Annotated in this window: 13 protein-coding genes and 1 pseudogene; 2 read left to right on the forward strand and 12 right to left on the reverse strand. The window is 66.0% G+C overall.

Annotated elements, in window-relative coordinates:
* Window positions 1-330 precede the first annotated feature (330 nt).
* Window positions 331-2634: a TonB-dependent receptor gene (locus ACRHIG_RS19375; RefSeq protein ID WP_489627540.1), complete on the forward strand. Its 2304-nt coding sequence runs from the start codon at window positions 331-333 to the stop codon at window positions 2632-2634.
* Window positions 2635-2746: 112 nt separating this feature from the next.
* Here ACRHIG_RS19375 and mdcH read toward each other — a convergent pair whose 3' ends face one another.
* The 9 genes and pseudogenes from mdcH to mdcA form a co-directional block, all read right to left on the reverse strand.
* Window positions 2747-3694, reverse strand: a complete 948-nt coding sequence (gene mdcH, locus ACRHIG_RS19380; RefSeq protein ID WP_489627541.1) for a malonate decarboxylase subunit epsilon — start codon at window positions 3692-3694, stop codon at window positions 2747-2749.
* Entirely contained in the window at window positions 3691-4311 is a 621-nt protein-coding gene (locus tag ACRHIG_RS19385) for a malonate decarboxylase holo-ACP synthase (protein ID WP_489627542.1), read from the reverse strand. The genes mdcH and ACRHIG_RS19385 overlap by 4 nt, the downstream gene beginning before the upstream one ends.
* Window positions 4311-5075 carry a malonate transporter subunit MadM gene (gene madM / locus ACRHIG_RS19390; RefSeq protein ID WP_475416797.1) on the reverse strand — a complete coding sequence of 255 codons (765 nt, stop codon included), beginning with the start codon at window positions 5073-5075 and terminating at the stop codon, window positions 4311-4313. Before madM ends, ACRHIG_RS19385 begins: the two co-directional genes overlap by 1 nt.
* Complete coding sequence (gene madL / locus ACRHIG_RS19395; RefSeq protein ID WP_489627543.1) at window positions 5068-5481, reverse strand: malonate transporter subunit MadL; 414 nt, start codon at window positions 5479-5481, stop codon at window positions 5068-5070. The genes madM and madL overlap by 8 nt, the downstream gene beginning before the upstream one ends.
* A 54-nt stretch (window positions 5482-5535) precedes the next feature.
* Window positions 5536-6348, reverse strand: a complete 813-nt coding sequence (gene mdcE, locus ACRHIG_RS19400; protein ID WP_489627544.1) for a biotin-independent malonate decarboxylase subunit gamma — start codon at window positions 6346-6348, stop codon at window positions 5536-5538.
* Entirely contained in the window at window positions 6345-7199 is an 855-nt protein-coding gene (locus tag ACRHIG_RS19405; RefSeq protein WP_489627545.1) for a biotin-independent malonate decarboxylase subunit beta, read from the reverse strand. Before ACRHIG_RS19405 ends, mdcE begins: the two co-directional genes overlap by 4 nt.
* Complete coding sequence (locus tag ACRHIG_RS19410) at window positions 7196-7504, reverse strand: malonate decarboxylase subunit delta (RefSeq protein ID WP_489627546.1); 309 nt, start codon at window positions 7502-7504, stop codon at window positions 7196-7198. Before ACRHIG_RS19410 ends, ACRHIG_RS19405 begins: the two co-directional genes overlap by 4 nt.
* On the reverse strand, window positions 7491-8387 hold the full coding sequence (locus ACRHIG_RS19415) for a triphosphoribosyl-dephospho-CoA synthase (protein WP_489627547.1): 897 nt from the start codon (window positions 8385-8387) through the stop codon (window positions 7491-7493). Before ACRHIG_RS19415 ends, ACRHIG_RS19410 begins: the two co-directional genes overlap by 14 nt.
* Window positions 8387-10059, reverse strand: a pseudogene (gene mdcA, locus ACRHIG_RS19420) (malonate decarboxylase subunit alpha). The gene ACRHIG_RS19415 and the pseudogene mdcA overlap by 1 nt, the downstream one beginning before the upstream one ends.
* Window positions 10060-10178: 119 nt before the next feature.
* On the opposite strand from mdcA, the gene ACRHIG_RS19425 reads away from it, so the two are divergent.
* On the forward strand, window positions 10179-11111 hold the full coding sequence (locus ACRHIG_RS19425; protein ID WP_489627548.1) for a LysR family transcriptional regulator: 933 nt from the start codon (window positions 10179-10181) through the stop codon (window positions 11109-11111).
* 175 nt (window positions 11112-11286) lie between these two features.
* On the opposite strand, the gene ACRHIG_RS19430 is transcribed toward ACRHIG_RS19425, so the two are convergent.
* From ACRHIG_RS19430 to ACRHIG_RS19440, 3 genes are read right to left on the reverse strand one after another with little or no spacing between them, the layout of a single operon-like run.
* Window positions 11287-13107 carry a glycoside hydrolase family 15 protein gene (locus ACRHIG_RS19430; protein WP_489627549.1) on the reverse strand — a complete coding sequence of 607 codons (1821 nt, stop codon included), beginning with the start codon at window positions 13105-13107 and terminating at the stop codon, window positions 11287-11289.
* 3 nt (window positions 13108-13110) lie between these two features.
* The gene (gene otsB, locus ACRHIG_RS19435; RefSeq protein ID WP_489627550.1) at window positions 13111-13875 is read right to left on the reverse strand and encodes a trehalose-phosphatase; all 765 of its coding nucleotides are present in this window, start codon (window positions 13873-13875) and stop codon (window positions 13111-13113) included.
* Window positions 13875-16142, reverse strand: coding sequence for an alpha,alpha-trehalose-phosphate synthase (UDP-forming) (locus ACRHIG_RS19440; protein ID WP_489627551.1), 2268 nt, complete (start codon window positions 16140-16142; stop codon window positions 13875-13877). Before ACRHIG_RS19440 ends, otsB begins: the two co-directional genes overlap by 1 nt.
* Window positions 16143-16192: the final 50 nt, after the last annotated feature.

Genomic DNA, 16192 nt, shown 5'->3' on the forward strand with positions numbered 1-16192 from the left:
GACTGACTCAGCCTGCGCCGCACGCATTGCCACCGGCACGATCATGCGCCATGTGCAACGCGCAACGCGTAACGCCCCTCGCACCTCCGCCCCTCGCACCTCCTCACTTTGCACCACAGTCGCCGGCACATGCCGGCTGTCCGCGCTGCGCGCTTGCCGTGCGCCAGCCATCCCAAACCCTCAAATGCAATTTACTTGCAATAGAATGGGGCGCCAGCTATTATTGCAACTCGATTGCATCTATACCATCGCGCTGCGCCTGCATCCCGCGCCAGCCCCCATTCCGCCTTTTTAGAGAGTCCTATGCGCCATCACGTATTCGCAGCTGCCATGCTGTCCACCGCCCCGCTCGCCTATGCGGCAGACGACGTCACCCTGCAAACCATCAAGGTCCGGGCAGACAAGCCGGCAAGCGTCGACAGCGTCGTTCTGGTCGAGAATACGCAAGCCCAGAACAGGACGCTGGGCGGCATGCTCGAGCATGTCTCGGGCGTGCAAAGCAGCGCCTTCGGGCCGAATGCGGGCGCACCGGTGATCCGCAGCCTGAGCGGCAGCCGCGTGCAGATCCTGGAAGACGGCCAGTCCATCCTCGGCATGAATGCGCTCAGCGGCGACATCAACATCCCGTTCGATCCCCTGTTTGCGCGCAGCATCACCGTCAACAAATCGTCCGATAGCGTGCGTTTTGGCGGCAATGCGATCGGCGGCAGCGTCGACGTCGATTCGGGCCTCGTTTCCCGCAAGATGGAAAGCACGCGGAAGGACGTGGAACTGGTGCTGCGCAAGGGCTTCAACGATGCGAACGCGCAAGGCTTGCGCGCGAACTTCAACGACGGGCAGCGCTTTTCGACGAATCTGCAGCTGTCATTCCAGAAGATCGGGCATTACGATATTCCCGGCAACAGCAAGGCAGGCGTGTGCAACAGCCAGCTGTTCCCTGTGAAAGGCGGCGTGAATACGTTCTTAGCCGACAGTTGCCAGAAAGAAGCGCGGATCCAGCAGGTCTACAACAAGGCGTCGCAGCCGTTCATCGACCAGTTCATGAAGGAAAATCCGGACTGGGCGGACGGCGATTTTTCCTTCTATACCAATCAGCCGACCTCCGTCTGGCAGCGCAAGACCTACGTCAACCCGGCCAACCCCGCCTACGTGCCGGGCACGCCATCGATGACCCAGAAAAAGATCAACAAGGACGTCACCCCCGATTACCACGGCACCCTGGGCAACAGCCACGCCAGCAATGCCCACTTTGGCGTCGGCAGCACCTACTTTTTCGATCGCGGCTACGTGGCCGTCAGCCTCGATTCCAAGGAAAGCGAATATGGCGTGCCGGGCTTTTCCATGGAAAACAAGTCGTTCGGCGCGAACTATGACGAGGGGCTGCCCGTCGGCGTGATCATCAAGCAGGATAAATATGCGCTGGAAGCCCATCTGCGCGACCCCGTCGCTTACATTGAAAGCGCACAACTGCGCGTGTCCCGCTTGAACAATACGTCGGGAGAACGCCTCGGTGCGGCCAAGGCGAATGACTACCGGTTTGACACGAATCAAGCCGAGCTCCTGCTGGCGCAGCGGCGCGCGGGCCCCTTGAGCGGCTTGCTTGGCCTGAGCCACAAAGCCAGGGATATAAGCGGTGCCGGGCCGCAGCTTTACCTGCCCGATGCGAGCACGCTCAGCCGCGCCCTGTTCATCAAGCAAAACCTGGAATTCGACTGGGCCACCTTCGATGCCGGCTTTCGCCATGAAAACGTGGAGCACGACATCCGCAAGAGCGGATTCAAGACGTCGCGGAATGCAAGCAACTCCACACTCGAGGACAAGTCGTTCAGCCTGAACAGCTATAGCCTGGGCGCTTCAAGCAAGCTTGGCCAGCTGTTCGGTGCAAAGCTGCGCTACTCGGCGTCGGAAAGAGCGCCCGACGTCAATGAGTTGTATGCGAGCAACCGCCACTATTCGATCATGACCCAGGAAGAAGGCAACCAGAAATTGAAGGCCGAGCGCGCGCGCAATACCGAACTGACCGCCCTGTTCGCCAATCGCGGCTTCCAGCTGTCCGCGACGGGCTACGTCATGAAGTACGAGAACTATCTCTACCTTGGTCACTCGGGGGCCCAGATGGCGAATCGCCTGCCCCTGAAGTACTGGAAGCAGACGGATACGACGGTCAAGGGATTCGAGGTCGATGCCTCACAGACCGTTCAACTCGGCGCCTACGGCAAGCTGAACCTCTCCGCATTTGCCGACCTGGTCAAGAACAAGGCGGACAATCCCGACAAGCTGCGCGCGCACAATGACGGCGCCTACCTGCCCAACATGCCCACCAACCGCTACGGCGCCAATCTGCAGTGGGAAAACCAGGGTTGGAAGACGCGGTTGTCAGGCACCCGCTACGACAAGCAGAAGTACCTGGGCAAGAGCGTCAGCGAGGAAGTGCCGCTCGACGGCTACACCATGGTGAACTTCCAGGTAAGCCGCGCACTGCAGGTGCCGGATTCGCCGTTTGCCAGCGTCGAGGTGTTCATCAGCGGCAGCAACCTGCTCGACGCGGATGCCAGGCCGCACAATTCCCCGCTGAAATACATCGCGCCCTTGCCGGGCCGTGGCTTCCAAGTTGGCCTGAGCGCCAGGCTTTAAGAACACCTATCAAGACCTACTGCGCGTCGCGATTTGCGGTCTGCGATGCTCACTGTACCTTCGTACAGTTGCGCTTCTCCACCACAACTCACATCCGCTCGCTACGGTTTTGTTAGGCGTTGTAAGGCAAGGTGCCGCCCCGCTCCCTGGCCACCAGCGCCAGCAGGCTGTCGCCCCGGTTGCCGTCGCAGCAGACGGCCACGCCATCCGTGAAGCCGGGCGCCGTCAGGCGCGTCAGCACGCTGCCCGGCGGCATTTCCAGCGCCAGCCGCGCGCCGCGCTCCCACGCCAGGCGCGCGGTAGCGGCCCATTGCACGCGCTGGGCCATGTTGGCGGCCAGGCTGTCGCGGATGCGGGCCGGGTCGAACAGCGCGCGCGCCGCACTGCTGCTGAGGTAGACGAGCGACGGGCGGCGGACAAACACGCCCTCGAAGGCGGCGGCCATGTCGGCGGCGGCGCCTTCCAGCAGCGGACAATGCGACGGCACGCTGACGGCCAGGCGCTTGGCCTTGCCGGCGCCATGCGCCATGGCCAGCGCCATCACGGCTTGCAGGGCGGGTTCGCTGCCGGCGATGGCGATCTGGCGCGGCGCATTCAGGTTGGCGACATACACGGGCGTGGCGGTGCCATGCACCCGGGCCAGCAAGGGTTCCAGCTGCGCCGGATCAAGACCGACGATGGCCGCCATGCCGTAGCCGGTGGGATACGCCTGCTCCATCAACTGTCCGCGCCGCGCCACCAGGCGCAGGGCATCCCCGTAATCGAGCGCGCCGGCGACGACGGCCGCCGCATACTCGCCGATGGAAAAGCCGGCCACCATGTCGGGCAGCGCGCCGCGCGCGCCCAAGGAGCGCGCCATCGCCACGCCCGCGATCAGCAGACACAGCTGCACGGCCCGCGTCGACGCCAGCGCGCAAGCCGTGTCCAGCGTCAAAGGATCGCAGCCCAGCACGGCCGCCGCCTCGGCCAGGGTATCGGCCACCGCCGCGTCGCCGGGCAGCGCGTGCAGCATGCCCGGAGACTGGGCGCCCTGGCCGGGAAAGGTAAACAACACGCTCATGCAAGCTCCCATGGCGTGGCCGTCAGCACGGGACCGCGATCCGTCTTCAGCATGACCCTGCCCCGGTCCGCCGCCCACTCGGCATACGCGAAGCCGCCACGGCCCGTATCGATCTGCAAGTCCAGCCGGCACGCCGCCACACTCGCCGCGATGGCGCGCAAGGACTCGGCCTGGGCGGCGTCCGGCGGCGCGGCCATGCGCAGCACGAGATCGAGGTCGCTGTCGGCGCGCAGCACGGGCAAGCCGCTGGCCAGCGCAAAACCCACGCCGCCCGTCGGCCCCCAGGCCCAGCCCGTGGCGTCCAGCAGCGGCGCGACCTGCCGCAGCGCGTCCAGTGCGGCGCAGGAAAAATCAGGCAACGGCATCCTCGCCAGCATTTCCGGCGTCACGCGGCGCCGCACGGCGGCCGCGTCCACCTCGCACGCATGGCGCTCGCTGCGCAGCAGGCCGCGCAAGCCCACCGGGATGCGCCCGGCGACGTGCCCAGGTCCCGTGCTGGCGCGCCGCACCACCAGGGGTGCCACCCGCAGCCAGGCCGCGTCCAGCCAGGCGGGCAAGGATGCGCCGTCCGGCAAGCCGGACACCCACAGCAAATCATGCGCGCGCCAGGCTTCCATCAGGCCACCACCGCCTTGACGGCAAAGAACAGCAGCGAAGGGCCCAGCAGACAGCCCAGGCCCGTGTGAAAGGTGGCCACCAGCGCGCCGTACGGCACCAGCTTGCGGTCGGTGGCGGCAAGGCCCGCCGACACGCCGCTGACCGTGCCGGCCAAGCCGCCGAAGACCATCGCCGAACGGGGCGTCTTCAGGCGCAAAAAGCGCGCCGCGACGGGCGTGCCGACCATCACGAGGATGGCCTTGATGAGGCCTGCCGCGATGCTGAGGGCCATGACGTCCGAGCTGGCGCCGATGGCCGCGCCCGTGACGGGGCCGACGATGTAGGTGACGGCGCCGGCGCCGATGGTGGTCATGCTGACGGCGTCCGAATAGCCAAACGCGTAAGCCACGCCGGCGCCGACGAGAAACGGCAGCACCACGCCCAGCACCAGGGCCACGAGGCCGACCAGGCCCGCCTTGCGCGCCTCGGTCGCCTGCACCTCGAAGGCGGTGGCGACGATGGCGAAATCGCGCAGCATGGCGCCGCCCATCAGGCCAATGCCGCCGAACAGCGACAGATCGGCCAGGCCCTTGTGGCCGCCGCTATGCACGCCGCCCCAATAAGCGAGACCCAGGCCGATCACGATGGCAATGGCCGAACCGTGCACGCGGCCGAAGGTCAAGTATTTCGACAGCGCCATCGATACGAGCATGATCAGGCCGACAAAGGCGAACGCCGTCACCAGGCCATTGTGGATGGCCGCTTTTTCAAAGAGTTCAAGCATGACGGTGCTCCTTGACGAGAATCAAATCCGCTTCGGCGGCAGCGATGGCAGCCGGGCTTTCCGTGCGATTGATGAGCGAAATGACGGCGCCGCAGACGATTACGGAAGCGATGGCGGCCAGCACGGCCACCGGCCCGCCGCGCAGCGCCGCGACCACGTCCTGCTGCGCCGCCATGGCCACCACCACGGGAATATACATGGCGCCCCAGTATTCGACGCCCCGTTCCGTCATCTGCGGCAGCCATGCGCGCCGCTGCATGTAGAGCCGGGCGCAGATCAGCAGCAGCATGGCGATGCCTACCCCGCCCACGTTGGTCTTGACGCCCATCAGCTGCCCGAGCAGGTCGCCCAGAAAGATGCCGAGCAAATGGCACAGGGCCAGCAGTGCGGTTCCGTAAATGATCATGATTGTCTCCGTTATTGGAATAGGAATGACTTGGTGTCTTCTCTGTTATTTCACTTACCACTGCTGCCCCAGCACCTCCCTGACTTTTGCCGACGCCTGGCGGTGCGGTGCGCCCAGGCGGCTGGAAAGATCCCTTTCCGGATCGGCGCGGATGTCGGCCAGCGCCGCCTGCAGGCTGGCCGCCACCTGCGCCACATCCTCGTTTGACGGCGCGTCCGGCTGCGCCACCCGCAAGGTTTGCCACAGCAGGCCCAGGGTCGCGTAATTGGCGATGTCATAAGCCATCGGAGGAATCGTCGCGGCCAGCGCTTCGAGCGCTGCCACCGTGCGCAGGGTGATGCGTGCGGCCGAGGCCTTGCCCATCGCGTGCACCATCACTTGCGGATCGTCGAGCGCGATCAGGCGGTTGGCCTGGTAGCCATGCGCGAGAAAGGCGCCCGACATGGCCTTGCCGACGATCAGGCCGATCACGGGATGGCCGGCCAGGCGCGCCTCGGCATAGGCCCCCGCCGCTCCGGCCAGCGCCTGGTGGATGCCGTAGGCTTCTTCGCGCCGGCCATACGCCTGGCTGGCCACGTCGATGACGGCGACGATGGGCCGTTTCACGGCCAGGTCGCGGTCTTCAATCAGCACCTGCTGCACGGCGCGCGCCAGCTGCCACGCCTCGACCAGGCCGATTTCACCGCTGCGCGCACGCGTAAAACGGTTGTCCGGGTCGGGCAGCACGGTGACATAGCGCGCCGGCGCGCCGGCCAGCGGCGCGTCGGCCACGCGCACGGACGGCGGATAGCCGTCCAGCGGTGCGGCGTTGTCGGTCAGGGCCGCCAGCCAGACGGCGCCACGGCTCGTGTCGGTGATGGCGTTCATGCTGCGGCTCCTTTGCTATAGATGGCACGCACGGCTTCCGGCGTGGCTTGCGGGCCGGCGTCCACTTGCGCCAGGCGGGCGAGAAAACCGTCTGCCTGGCTGCTGCGGTGCTGCGCCGGCACGCCGCGCGCGAACAGTTCGGCCACGATGGCGCGCATCTGCGCCGTATCGTCATCCACATAGGCGTCGGCCAGGCCGCTCTTAAAACGCTGCTCCCCGCCCGTCAGGCTCCATATAAATGGCTTGTTGCGCGAGTCGAATTCATCCACGCCCGCCTCCTGCTCGATTACGGCGGGGCCGTTGAGACCCAGTCGCGCCTCACGCGTGACGACCAGATAGCTGCACAGGCCCGCCGCGATCGACATGCCGCCGTAGCAACCGACCGTGCCGGCCGTGATGCCGATGACGGGCTGGTAGCGGCGCAGGTCGACGATGGCGGCATGGATATCGGCAATGGCCGCCAGGCCCAGGTTGGCTTCCTGCAGGCGCACGCCGCCCGTCTCGAACAGGATCACGGCGCGCGTCGGCACGCCCTGGCGGTTGTCGCGCGCCGCCAGTTCCAGCGCGCTGGCGATCTTCGCGCCGCCCACTTCGCCCATGCTGCCGCCCTGGTAGGCGCCTTCGATGGCCAGCACCACGGCGGGCTGGCCGTCGAACAGGCCCTTGGCCACCACCACGCCGTCGTCCGCCTGGGCCGTCACGCCCTGCTGCGGCAGCCACGGCGACGCGATACCGCAGAACGGGTCGAGCAGTTCGCGCATGCTGCCTGCATCCAGCAAGGCGCGTGCCCGGCTCCGGGCACCCCGTTCGATGAAGCTGTCGCGCTCCAGCAATTCCGTCAATGTGCTCATGCCGCCCTCCCCGCTTGCAATTCTTCGTAGGCTTGCTCGATGCGCATGCGCACCACGCCCGGCGTGGCGCCGCAGTCGTTGATGACGATGCGCGCCGCCGGCAGCGGCTCGCCGCCGAACACGCGCAGCAAGAGCGCATCCCAGACGGCGCCCTTGCCCTCGACGGAAGTGTTGACGACGATGCGGGTCACGCCATCGTCGGCGGGCTGCAGCAGCACTTCCAGGTCGCCCGAACCGACGACGCCGGCCAGGGCGCGCCCCGATGCCGGCCGCCCGGCGGGGAATGTGTAGTCACGCGTCTCCATGCGCTTCTCCTTCTTGCAATCTGTCCAGGAACAGGGTCGCCGCCAGCAGGTCGGCCGCGCCGCCCGGCGACACGCCGCGCGCCAGCGCCGCCGCTTCCAGCGCCAGCAGCGCCTGCGTGCCGGCCGCCGTGGCCGCGCCGCCAGCCGCCAGCACCCGCGCCGCCCCCGCCTGCAGGTCCAGCAAGGCCGCCTCGCCGCCGCGCGACAGCACGCAAGTGTCGTCCAGCTGGCTGATAATCGCCAGCAGCGCATTCAGGCGCGCCGTCGTTTCGTTGTCGCCGCGCGCCCGCGAGGCGCGCAGCTGCGCCAGTCCGGCCCCCGTCACGAGGGGAAAGCCGGTCCGGGCCTGGCCCCGCGCGCCATCGACGTGGTACTGGCGGCACGCCAGCTCGCCCTTGTTGCCGGTGACGGCAGGCGCGCCCCGGTCGTGCAAACGGGCCAGCGCGCCAGCCCGCGCCGCCACGGCGTGCGGCGCCAGCGAGGCCAGCGACGCTCCGCGCGCGCCCAGCTGCGCCGCCGCCGTCACCAGGAGGCCCAGGGCCCAGATGGCGCCCCGGTGCGTGTTCACGCCGCCCGTGGCCGCCAGCATCAGTGCCTCGCCATCGCGGCCGATGGCACCGATGCGCTGGCGCAGGCCATCGTCATCGTCGCTGTCCCAAACCGCTTGGGCCATGGCGGCAAACACGGGCTCCAGCACGCAGGCCGAGTGGCACATCAGTGCCCAGTTCAAGTCCGAGTGGGCGCCGCGGCTGCGCAAATCGACCAGGCCCGGTTTCGGCGTCAGGGTCACTTCGTCGAGCAGCGCCTGCAGCACCTGCCGCCCCAGCGCGGCGGCGCGTTCCCGCACCGGCGTCATTGTCATCGTCGTCATCATTGCGGTCATTACCAGCTCCTGAATTTGGCGGGGGTTGATACAGGCCGTCGGACCACTCGACCAGGTCGGCGATGCTTTTCGCGGCCAGCAGCGAGCGGTTCGCCGCGCCGCGCTGCACGCCGATATCCTCGGGCAGCGCGATCAGGCCGTCGGCGCGCAGCTTTGCCGTCGTTTTCGGGTCGTGGCGCAGGCCGATGGGCGTCACGCCGGCCACGGCCGCCAGCATGGCCTTGCGCTCATCGAGCGAACGGGCCTTGTACAGGTAGGCGATGCCCTCTTCCGTCAGCACGTGGGTGACGTCGTCGCCATAGATCATCACGGGCGCCAGCGGCATGCCGCTGGCCTGGCCCACGGCCACGGCGTCGAGCGATTCGACGATGGTCGGCTGGCCGCCGTCCTGGAACGTCTCCACCATCTGCACCACCAGCTTCTTGCCGCGCGCCAGCGGGTCGTCCGTCTCGATCAGGTCCAGCCAGGCCGGCGTCGGGTGGCGCCGCCCGTGCGGGTCGTGGCCCATATTGGGCGCGCCGCCGAAACCGGCCAGGCGGCCGTTGGTGACGGTCGAGGAATTGCCCAGGCCATCCATCTGCAGGGTGGCGCCGATGAACAGATCGACCGCATACTGGCCCGCCAGCTGGCACAGGGCGCGGTTCGAGCGCATGGAACCGTCGCGGCCCGTGAAGAAGACGTCGGGCCGCGCGGCCGCATAGCCTTCCATGCCCAGTTCCGCGCCGAAGCAGTGCACGCTCTCGACCCAGCCCGTCTCGATGGCGGGGATCAGGGTGGGATGGGGGTTGAGCACCCAGTTGCGGCAGATCTTGCCCTTCAAGCCCAGTTGCTCGCCATACGTGGGCAGAATCAGCTCGATGGCGGCCGTATTGAAGCCGATGCCGTGATTGAGCGACTGCACCTGGTGTTTTTCATACACGCCGCGGATCGCCATCATGGCCATCAGCACGTGCACGGGCTTGATCACGCGCGGATCGCGGGTAAACAAAGGCTCGATGAAGAAGGGCTTGTCGGACTGCACCACGAAATCGATCCACGAGCCGGGCACGTCGACCCGGGGCAAGTCGCTGACGTCGTCGACGATCTGGTTCACCTGGGCGATGACGATGCCGTCGCGGAAGGCGGCCGATTCGACCAGCGTGGGCGTATCTTCCGTGCTGGGGCCCGTGTACAGATTGCCCTGGCGGTCGGCCATGTAGCCGGCCACCATGACGACGTTGGGCGTGAGGTCGACGAACAGGCGCGCATACAGCTCGATATACGTGTGGATGGCGCCCACTTCGAGCAAGCCATCCTGCAGGAACTGGGCGATGCGCAGGCTTTGCGTGCCGGCGAACGAAAAATCCAGCTTACGGGCGATACCGCGCTCGAACAAGTCCAGGTGTTCGGGCAGGCTGACGCTGGGCATGATCAGGTGCAGGTGGTGGATCTTGTCGGGGTTGACCTGGGTCAACATGCGGGCGAGGAAATCGGCCTGCTTCTGGTTATTGCCTTCAAGAACGACGCGGTCGCCCGGCGCGAGCAGCGCTTCGAGCACGGCGACCATGTCGCCCTGTTGCAGCACGGGGCCGCTCGCGTACTGGCGCACGGCATCGAGGCGGCGGCGTTTCTCGGTGCGCCGCGTGTCCCATTGTTTTTGCCGCTGCGCTGGCGCTGCTGTGGCGGTTGACATCATGCCTCCGGAATGAGCTATCGAGTCCAGACGATAGAACGAAAGCGCCAGCGCGACAATCAATCTGCTAGCATGTTCATTACCCTGAAGTTAATGAACTCCCTTGAAAAAGGCTAATCATGGCCATCAACGAAGAAATTACCCTGAAAAAGCTGGAAGTGTTTCTCAGCTTCATGGAATTGAACAACCTGGCGCGCGTGGCCGATGCACTGGGCCAGAGCACGGTCAGCGTGCACCGCGCCCTGCACTCGCTGGAAGACGGCTTGCGCTGCCCCCTGTTCAAGCGCGAGGGACGCAGCCTGATCCCGCTGCATACGGCCTACACCTTTGCCGAATCGGCGCGGCGCACGCTGGCCGAATGCGAGGAAGGCGTGCGCAAGGTGCGCGAAATGTCGGGCATCAACCCCGTGCGCCTGAAAATCGGTTCGCTGTATTCACTGACCCTGCACTGCATCCCACAGCTGGTGATCGCCTTGAAACTGCGCCGGCCGGGCCTCGACATCGACCTGACCCTCGGTTCGAACCGCGACCTGCTGCAAAGCCTGGCAGACGGCCGCCTGGACGCCATCATCATCGGCGTGCAGGAAGACGAACAGCATTCGGGCCTCGTAGCTGTACCCCTGTTCCAGGACGACATCTACCTGGCCGCGCCGCTCGCCTCGCCCTATGCGGGGTCGGCCTCGGTGGACTTGCAGCAGTTGCGCAACGACAAGTTCGTCACCCTCAGCGAAGGTTTCGTCACCTCGCAAAGCTTCAATCACGCGTTTGAGCTGGCGGGATTCGTGCCGGACACCGCGATGCGGGTGGGCGACATCTTCTCGCTGATCAACCTGGTCAGCGGCGGCATCGGCTACAGCCTGCTGCCCGGCCGCGTACGCGCCTTCAGCTCGCGCATCGAACTGCTGCCCCTCGACGCCCGCTACGGCTCGCACCAGCAAATCACCCTGCTGATGCAGAGCAGCCGCGAGCGCGACCCCAATTTGCTGGCGCTGGCGGCGGAATGCAGGTTGTATGGGCGCAGGGAGCCAGCTTTACCCAAAACTCTGACTTAACATCTAAACAATGGCAAAACAAACCAAGGCCCGGGTCTCCAACCCGGGCACCTCGGGCCCAGCAGGCCTGAAAAATGCCCAGGGCAAGGCGCGCGGGCGCAGACAGTACGAATGTACGGCAAGCCCAAGCAACGCAGCCATGGGCAACTCTCAGGCCCGCGATCCAGGCCCGCACTTAAATAGCACTATCCCAAGGCGCCGACAACCTGACCGCGCAGTTGATGAGACCCACCATCGAATACGTCTGCGGAAAGTTCCCCCACATCTCTCCCGTCACGGGGTGCGTGTCTTCCGACAGCAGGCCCAGGTGGTTGCGCGCCAGCAGCATGGTTTCGAAGATCTTGCGCGCCTCGTCCTTCCTGCCGATGCGCGCCAGGGCGTCGATGCGCCAGAAGGTGCAGATGTTGAAGGCAGTCTCGGGTTTGCCGAAGTCGTCGGGGGCTTCGTAGCGGCGCATGTAGGGGCCGTCGCACAGCGACGCTTCCAGCGCATCGACGGTGGCGATGAAACGGGGGTCCATGGGGTCGATGAAATTGACTTCCGCCATCAGCAGGACGGAAGCGTCGAGGTCGCGCCCGCCCAGGCTTTCCGCAAACGCCTGGCGCTCCTCGCTCCACGCTTCGCGCAGTAATCTTTCTCGGATCAGCACGGCGCGGCTGTTCCAGTGGTCGGCGCGGTCCGGCAAGCCCAGTTTATGCGCCACTTTCGCCAGGCGGTCGCAGGCGGCCCAGCTCATCAGCATGGACGAGGTGTGGACGCGCGCCCGCGTGCGCAGCTCCCACATGCCCGCGTCCGGTTCCGCATGCAATCGGAAGGCCTGGTCGCCCACGGCTTCCAGCGCGGCAAACTCGGCCTTGCCGGCGCGGTGGAACAATCGGTGATCAAGGAAGGCCTGCGCCGCGCCCAGGACGATGTTGCCGTAGACGTCGTGCTGGAAGTGTTCCTGCGCCTGGTTGCCCACGCGCACGGGGCCGTTGCCCCGGTAGCCGGGCAAGTGGTCGAGTATCGATTCGGGCAGCTGCTCTTCCAGGCCGATGCCGTACAGCGGCTGGATGTGTCCGCCTTTCGAGCGGGCGACGATATTCGTCAGCCAGCGCAAATACTCTTCCATCGTGCCCACCTCGGACAGGCTGTTCAATGCCCGCACGACGAAAAAGGCGTCGCGCAGCCAGCAATAGCGGTAATCCCAGTTGCGGCTGCTGCCCGGCGCTTCCGGAATGCTGGTGGTCATGGCGGCGATGATGGCGCCCGTGTCTTCATATAAAGACAGCTTTAATGTGATGGCGGCGCGGATGACCACGTCCTGCCATTCCAGCGGCACGGCCAGGCGGCGCGTGTAGGTGCGCCAATAGTTGATGGTTTCCTTTTCGAAGATGCGCGCCGTCTCGTCGATACCGCCGGCCAGGGTTTCATCGGGGCCCAGCAGGAAGTTGGCGGTGCCGCCCAGCACGAAATACGTTTCGCTCAGCACATAATTGAGCGACACATCCGTGTTCAGGCGCAAGGTCTGTTCCGGCCCCACGTAGCGGATGTGGTGGCTGCCCTGCGTGATCTGCGGCGCCAGCCTGCCCCAGTCGTAGCGGGGGCGCAGGCGCACGCGGATGCGGACGGCGTGGTCGAGCGGCCGGACGCGGCGGATCAGCATCAGCGGACGGAACATGCGGTCGCGGCTGAGGAAACGAGGGGCGAAATCCGTGATTTCCACGCCGCGCCCCTGCGTGTCGTACAGGCGCGTGCGCAGCACGGCCGTGTTCGGCTCGTAGAATTGCTCGCTGCGCGCGAAGTTCTCGATGTCGATGGCCCACACGCTGCCGTTTTCCGTGTCGTCCAGCAAGCGGTTGAAGACGGGATCGCCATCGAAACGGGGCAGGCAGGACCAGACGACCTGCCCCGCCTGGTCGATCAGGGCGTTGAAGGCGCAATTGCCCACCACGCCGCAATTCAGCGATGCTGGCGCGGGCGGTTGGCTGGCGCGGGTGTCAAGGGATGTCGTCATGGGCTACTCCTTCGATGTCGGGGATACGGCAGCGGCCAGCAGCGCAGTGCGCAAGGCGCCGGGGCTGGCCAGGCGCAAGGTGGCGGCGCTGGGGCCGCTGCCCACTTTGACGCCCTGCCCGCCTGCTTGTTGTACAAAGGCAAAGCCTGCCTCGTCGGTGGTGTCGTCGCCCGCAAACACGGGCCGGCGGCCGGCGAAGGGGCTTTCCTGCATGAAGGCGGCGATGGCGCCGCCCTTGTCGGTGGCGGCCGGCTTCGCTTCCAGGACCATTTTGCCATGCAACAGCAATACACCCGGGCACGCTTGCACGGCGGCCGTCATTTCTTGTAAGCACAATTGCTCGAGTTCGGGCGCCAGCCGGTAATGCAGGGCCACGGCGCCCCGCTTCTGCTCCACCAGCAAGCCGGGGTGGACGGAGGCCAGCGCCCGGGCGCGCGCCAGCACGGGCGCCACGTCGGGCGTGGCCGCCACGTGCAGCGCGCCATCGGCACCGCGCCGCTCCACGCCGTGCACGCCGGCAACAGGCAAGACCAGGGGCGCCAGCATGGCGTCGATCTGCGCCACGGGACGGCCGGAAATGAGGGCCAGCGCGCCGCCATGACGCTCGGCCAGCAGCGCCAGCGCTTCGATGACGCCGGGCGCCACGCGCACGCCGTCGGGCGTGGGCGCCAGGTCGACCAGGGTGCCGTCGAAGTCGAGGAAGACGGCTGTTCCGGGCGCACTCAGCAGCTGCAACAGGGCTGCGCTATCGTCAGGGATATCGGCCATCACATCCCCTTGCGCCGCTTGATGCGGCTGTGGGCGTCGATCTTGGTCATGACCTTGTCGCGCTGGCGCAAGCGGGCCGCGTCCAGCAGCATGCGCCCGGCCCAGCGGTAGACGTTGAAATGTTTGACTCTCGCCCGCATGCTCTTCATGCGCTCGCGCTGTTCCACGGGCGGCATCACGAGGGCGCGGTACAGCGCGTCGGCGCCCTGCTCGATATGATACGGGTTGATGATCAGCGCTTCATGCAGTTCCCGCGCGGCGCCCGTGAATTGCGACAGCACCAGCACGCCCAGCTCGTCATCGCGCGCGGCGATGAATTCCTTGGCCACCAGATTCATGCCGTCATGCAAGCTCGTCACCATGCACACTTCCGAGGCGCGGAAATAGCGCTGCAGATCGTCCTGGCCATGGTGCTCCGCTTTCAGCAGGATGGGCACGTAGTCTCCGCTGCCGAAGCGGCGGTTGATGCGCTCGACCATCTTGCGCACCCTGGCGTCGAAGCTTTGATATTCATCGAGCGAAGCGCGGCTGGGGGCGGCGATCTGCACGAACGTAAAATTGCCGACCATGCCGGGCTGCTGCTCCAGCATGCGCTCGACGGCCTGGAAGCGCTCGACGATGCCTTTGGTGTAATCGAGACGGTCCACGCCGATGCCCAGCAAGTGGTCTTGTGCCACGCCCAGCTCGCTGCGGATTTGCGCGCGGCACGCGGCCACGTCGGGCTGCGCCGGGTCGTCTTCCGGCCAGGCGATCGAGATCGGGTAATCCTCGACCTGCGTCATCTCGCCGCCGTAGGAAATCGTCGATGCTTCCGGCTCGATGCGGGTTTCCAGGTAGCGGTCCACCGTTTCGAGGAAATTCTTGCGGTGGAATGGCGTGTGGAAGCCCAGGATGGTGCTGCCCAGCAAGCCGTCGAGGATTTCCTCGCGCCATGGGCAAATGCCGAACGATTCCGAGTTCGGCCAGGGGATATGCCAGAACGTAATAATCGTCGCCTTCGGCAAGGCTTCGCGCACCATGCGCGGCAGCAAGGCAAAGTGGTAATCCTGCACCAGCACGACGGGGTTGTCCGTCTTCGCCTCGGCGATCACGGCGTCAGCAAAGCGGCGGTTGACCTTCACATACTGCTCCCAGTCGGACGAGCGGAACACGGGACGCACGTGGGCGATATGGCACAGCGGCCACATGCCCTCATTGGTAAAACCATAATAATAGCCCTGCTCTTCCTCTTCCGTCAGCCACACGCGGCGCAAGGTATAGCTGGGATTTTCGGGCGGCACGGGCACGTGGTCGAGCTTATCCACCGTCTCGAGGTCGGCGGAACCGGCGCCATGCGCGATCCACGTGCCGGAACACGCGCGCATCACGGCTTCCACGGCCGTCACCAGGCCGCTGGCCGGGCGCTGCACGGCAATCCCGCTCTCTGTTTTGGTGTGGATATACGGTTCGCGGTTCGACACGACGAGCACCTGGTCGCCCTGCAAGTCCGCTTCCAGCAGCGCGCGCAGCTTGTCCGGCGTCCAGTCGGACGACCAGCCGTTATCGCCCTGGCGTTCCAGATGGTATTCCTGCAGCAATTCGCGCAAGTCGCCGATCAGCGGCTGCATTTCCGGCGGCGGCGCGGGCGCGGCGGCGGGCGCCGTGGCGGCGGCCACTGCGCCATTGCTTTTCGGCAGCAACTCGCCCCGCAAAATATCCTTCACGGCCGTCAGCCAGCCGCGCCAGCTCAGGTGGGCGACGAATACGGTCATCAGGGAAATCAGCACGGCCAGCACGGCCAGGAAGGCAAAGATGAAACGCTTGGTATCGGTATTGCGGCGCTCGACAAAGCTCATGTCCTGCACCAGCACCAGGCGGCCCAGCTGGGAGGCGTCCTGCATGACGGGGGTTTCGCTGAGGTGGACTTGCCCTTGCGGCAGTTGCGCCAGGGATTTGTACAGGCCGCCCGTCGAAGGCGTGCTCCAGCAGCCGATGGAAGTTGGGTATTGCGCGGACTGGTACAGCAAGTGGCCCGCGTTGTCGCAAAAGCCGATGGCGATCAGGCGTTCGTCGCGCGTGGCGCCCTGGAACAGTTCCTTGACGCGGTCGGCATCTTGCGCGGGCAGGTATTCGGTGAGCGAGGGGCGGAGGGTTCCAGCGAGCAATTCGGCCCGGCTGTCGAGGTCGCGCACATACCAGCGCAGGGTAATATTGTCCAACAGGGGTACCACGATATAGGCAAACAGTCCCAGCACGAGGGCCAGCGGCAGGATGAAGCGCAAGGACATTCGGAGTGATCGTACTATCATCGGTTTCCTTTGCAAAAACAAAAAGCATG

This window comes from Janthinobacterium sp. C22 (assembly GCF_057919405.1).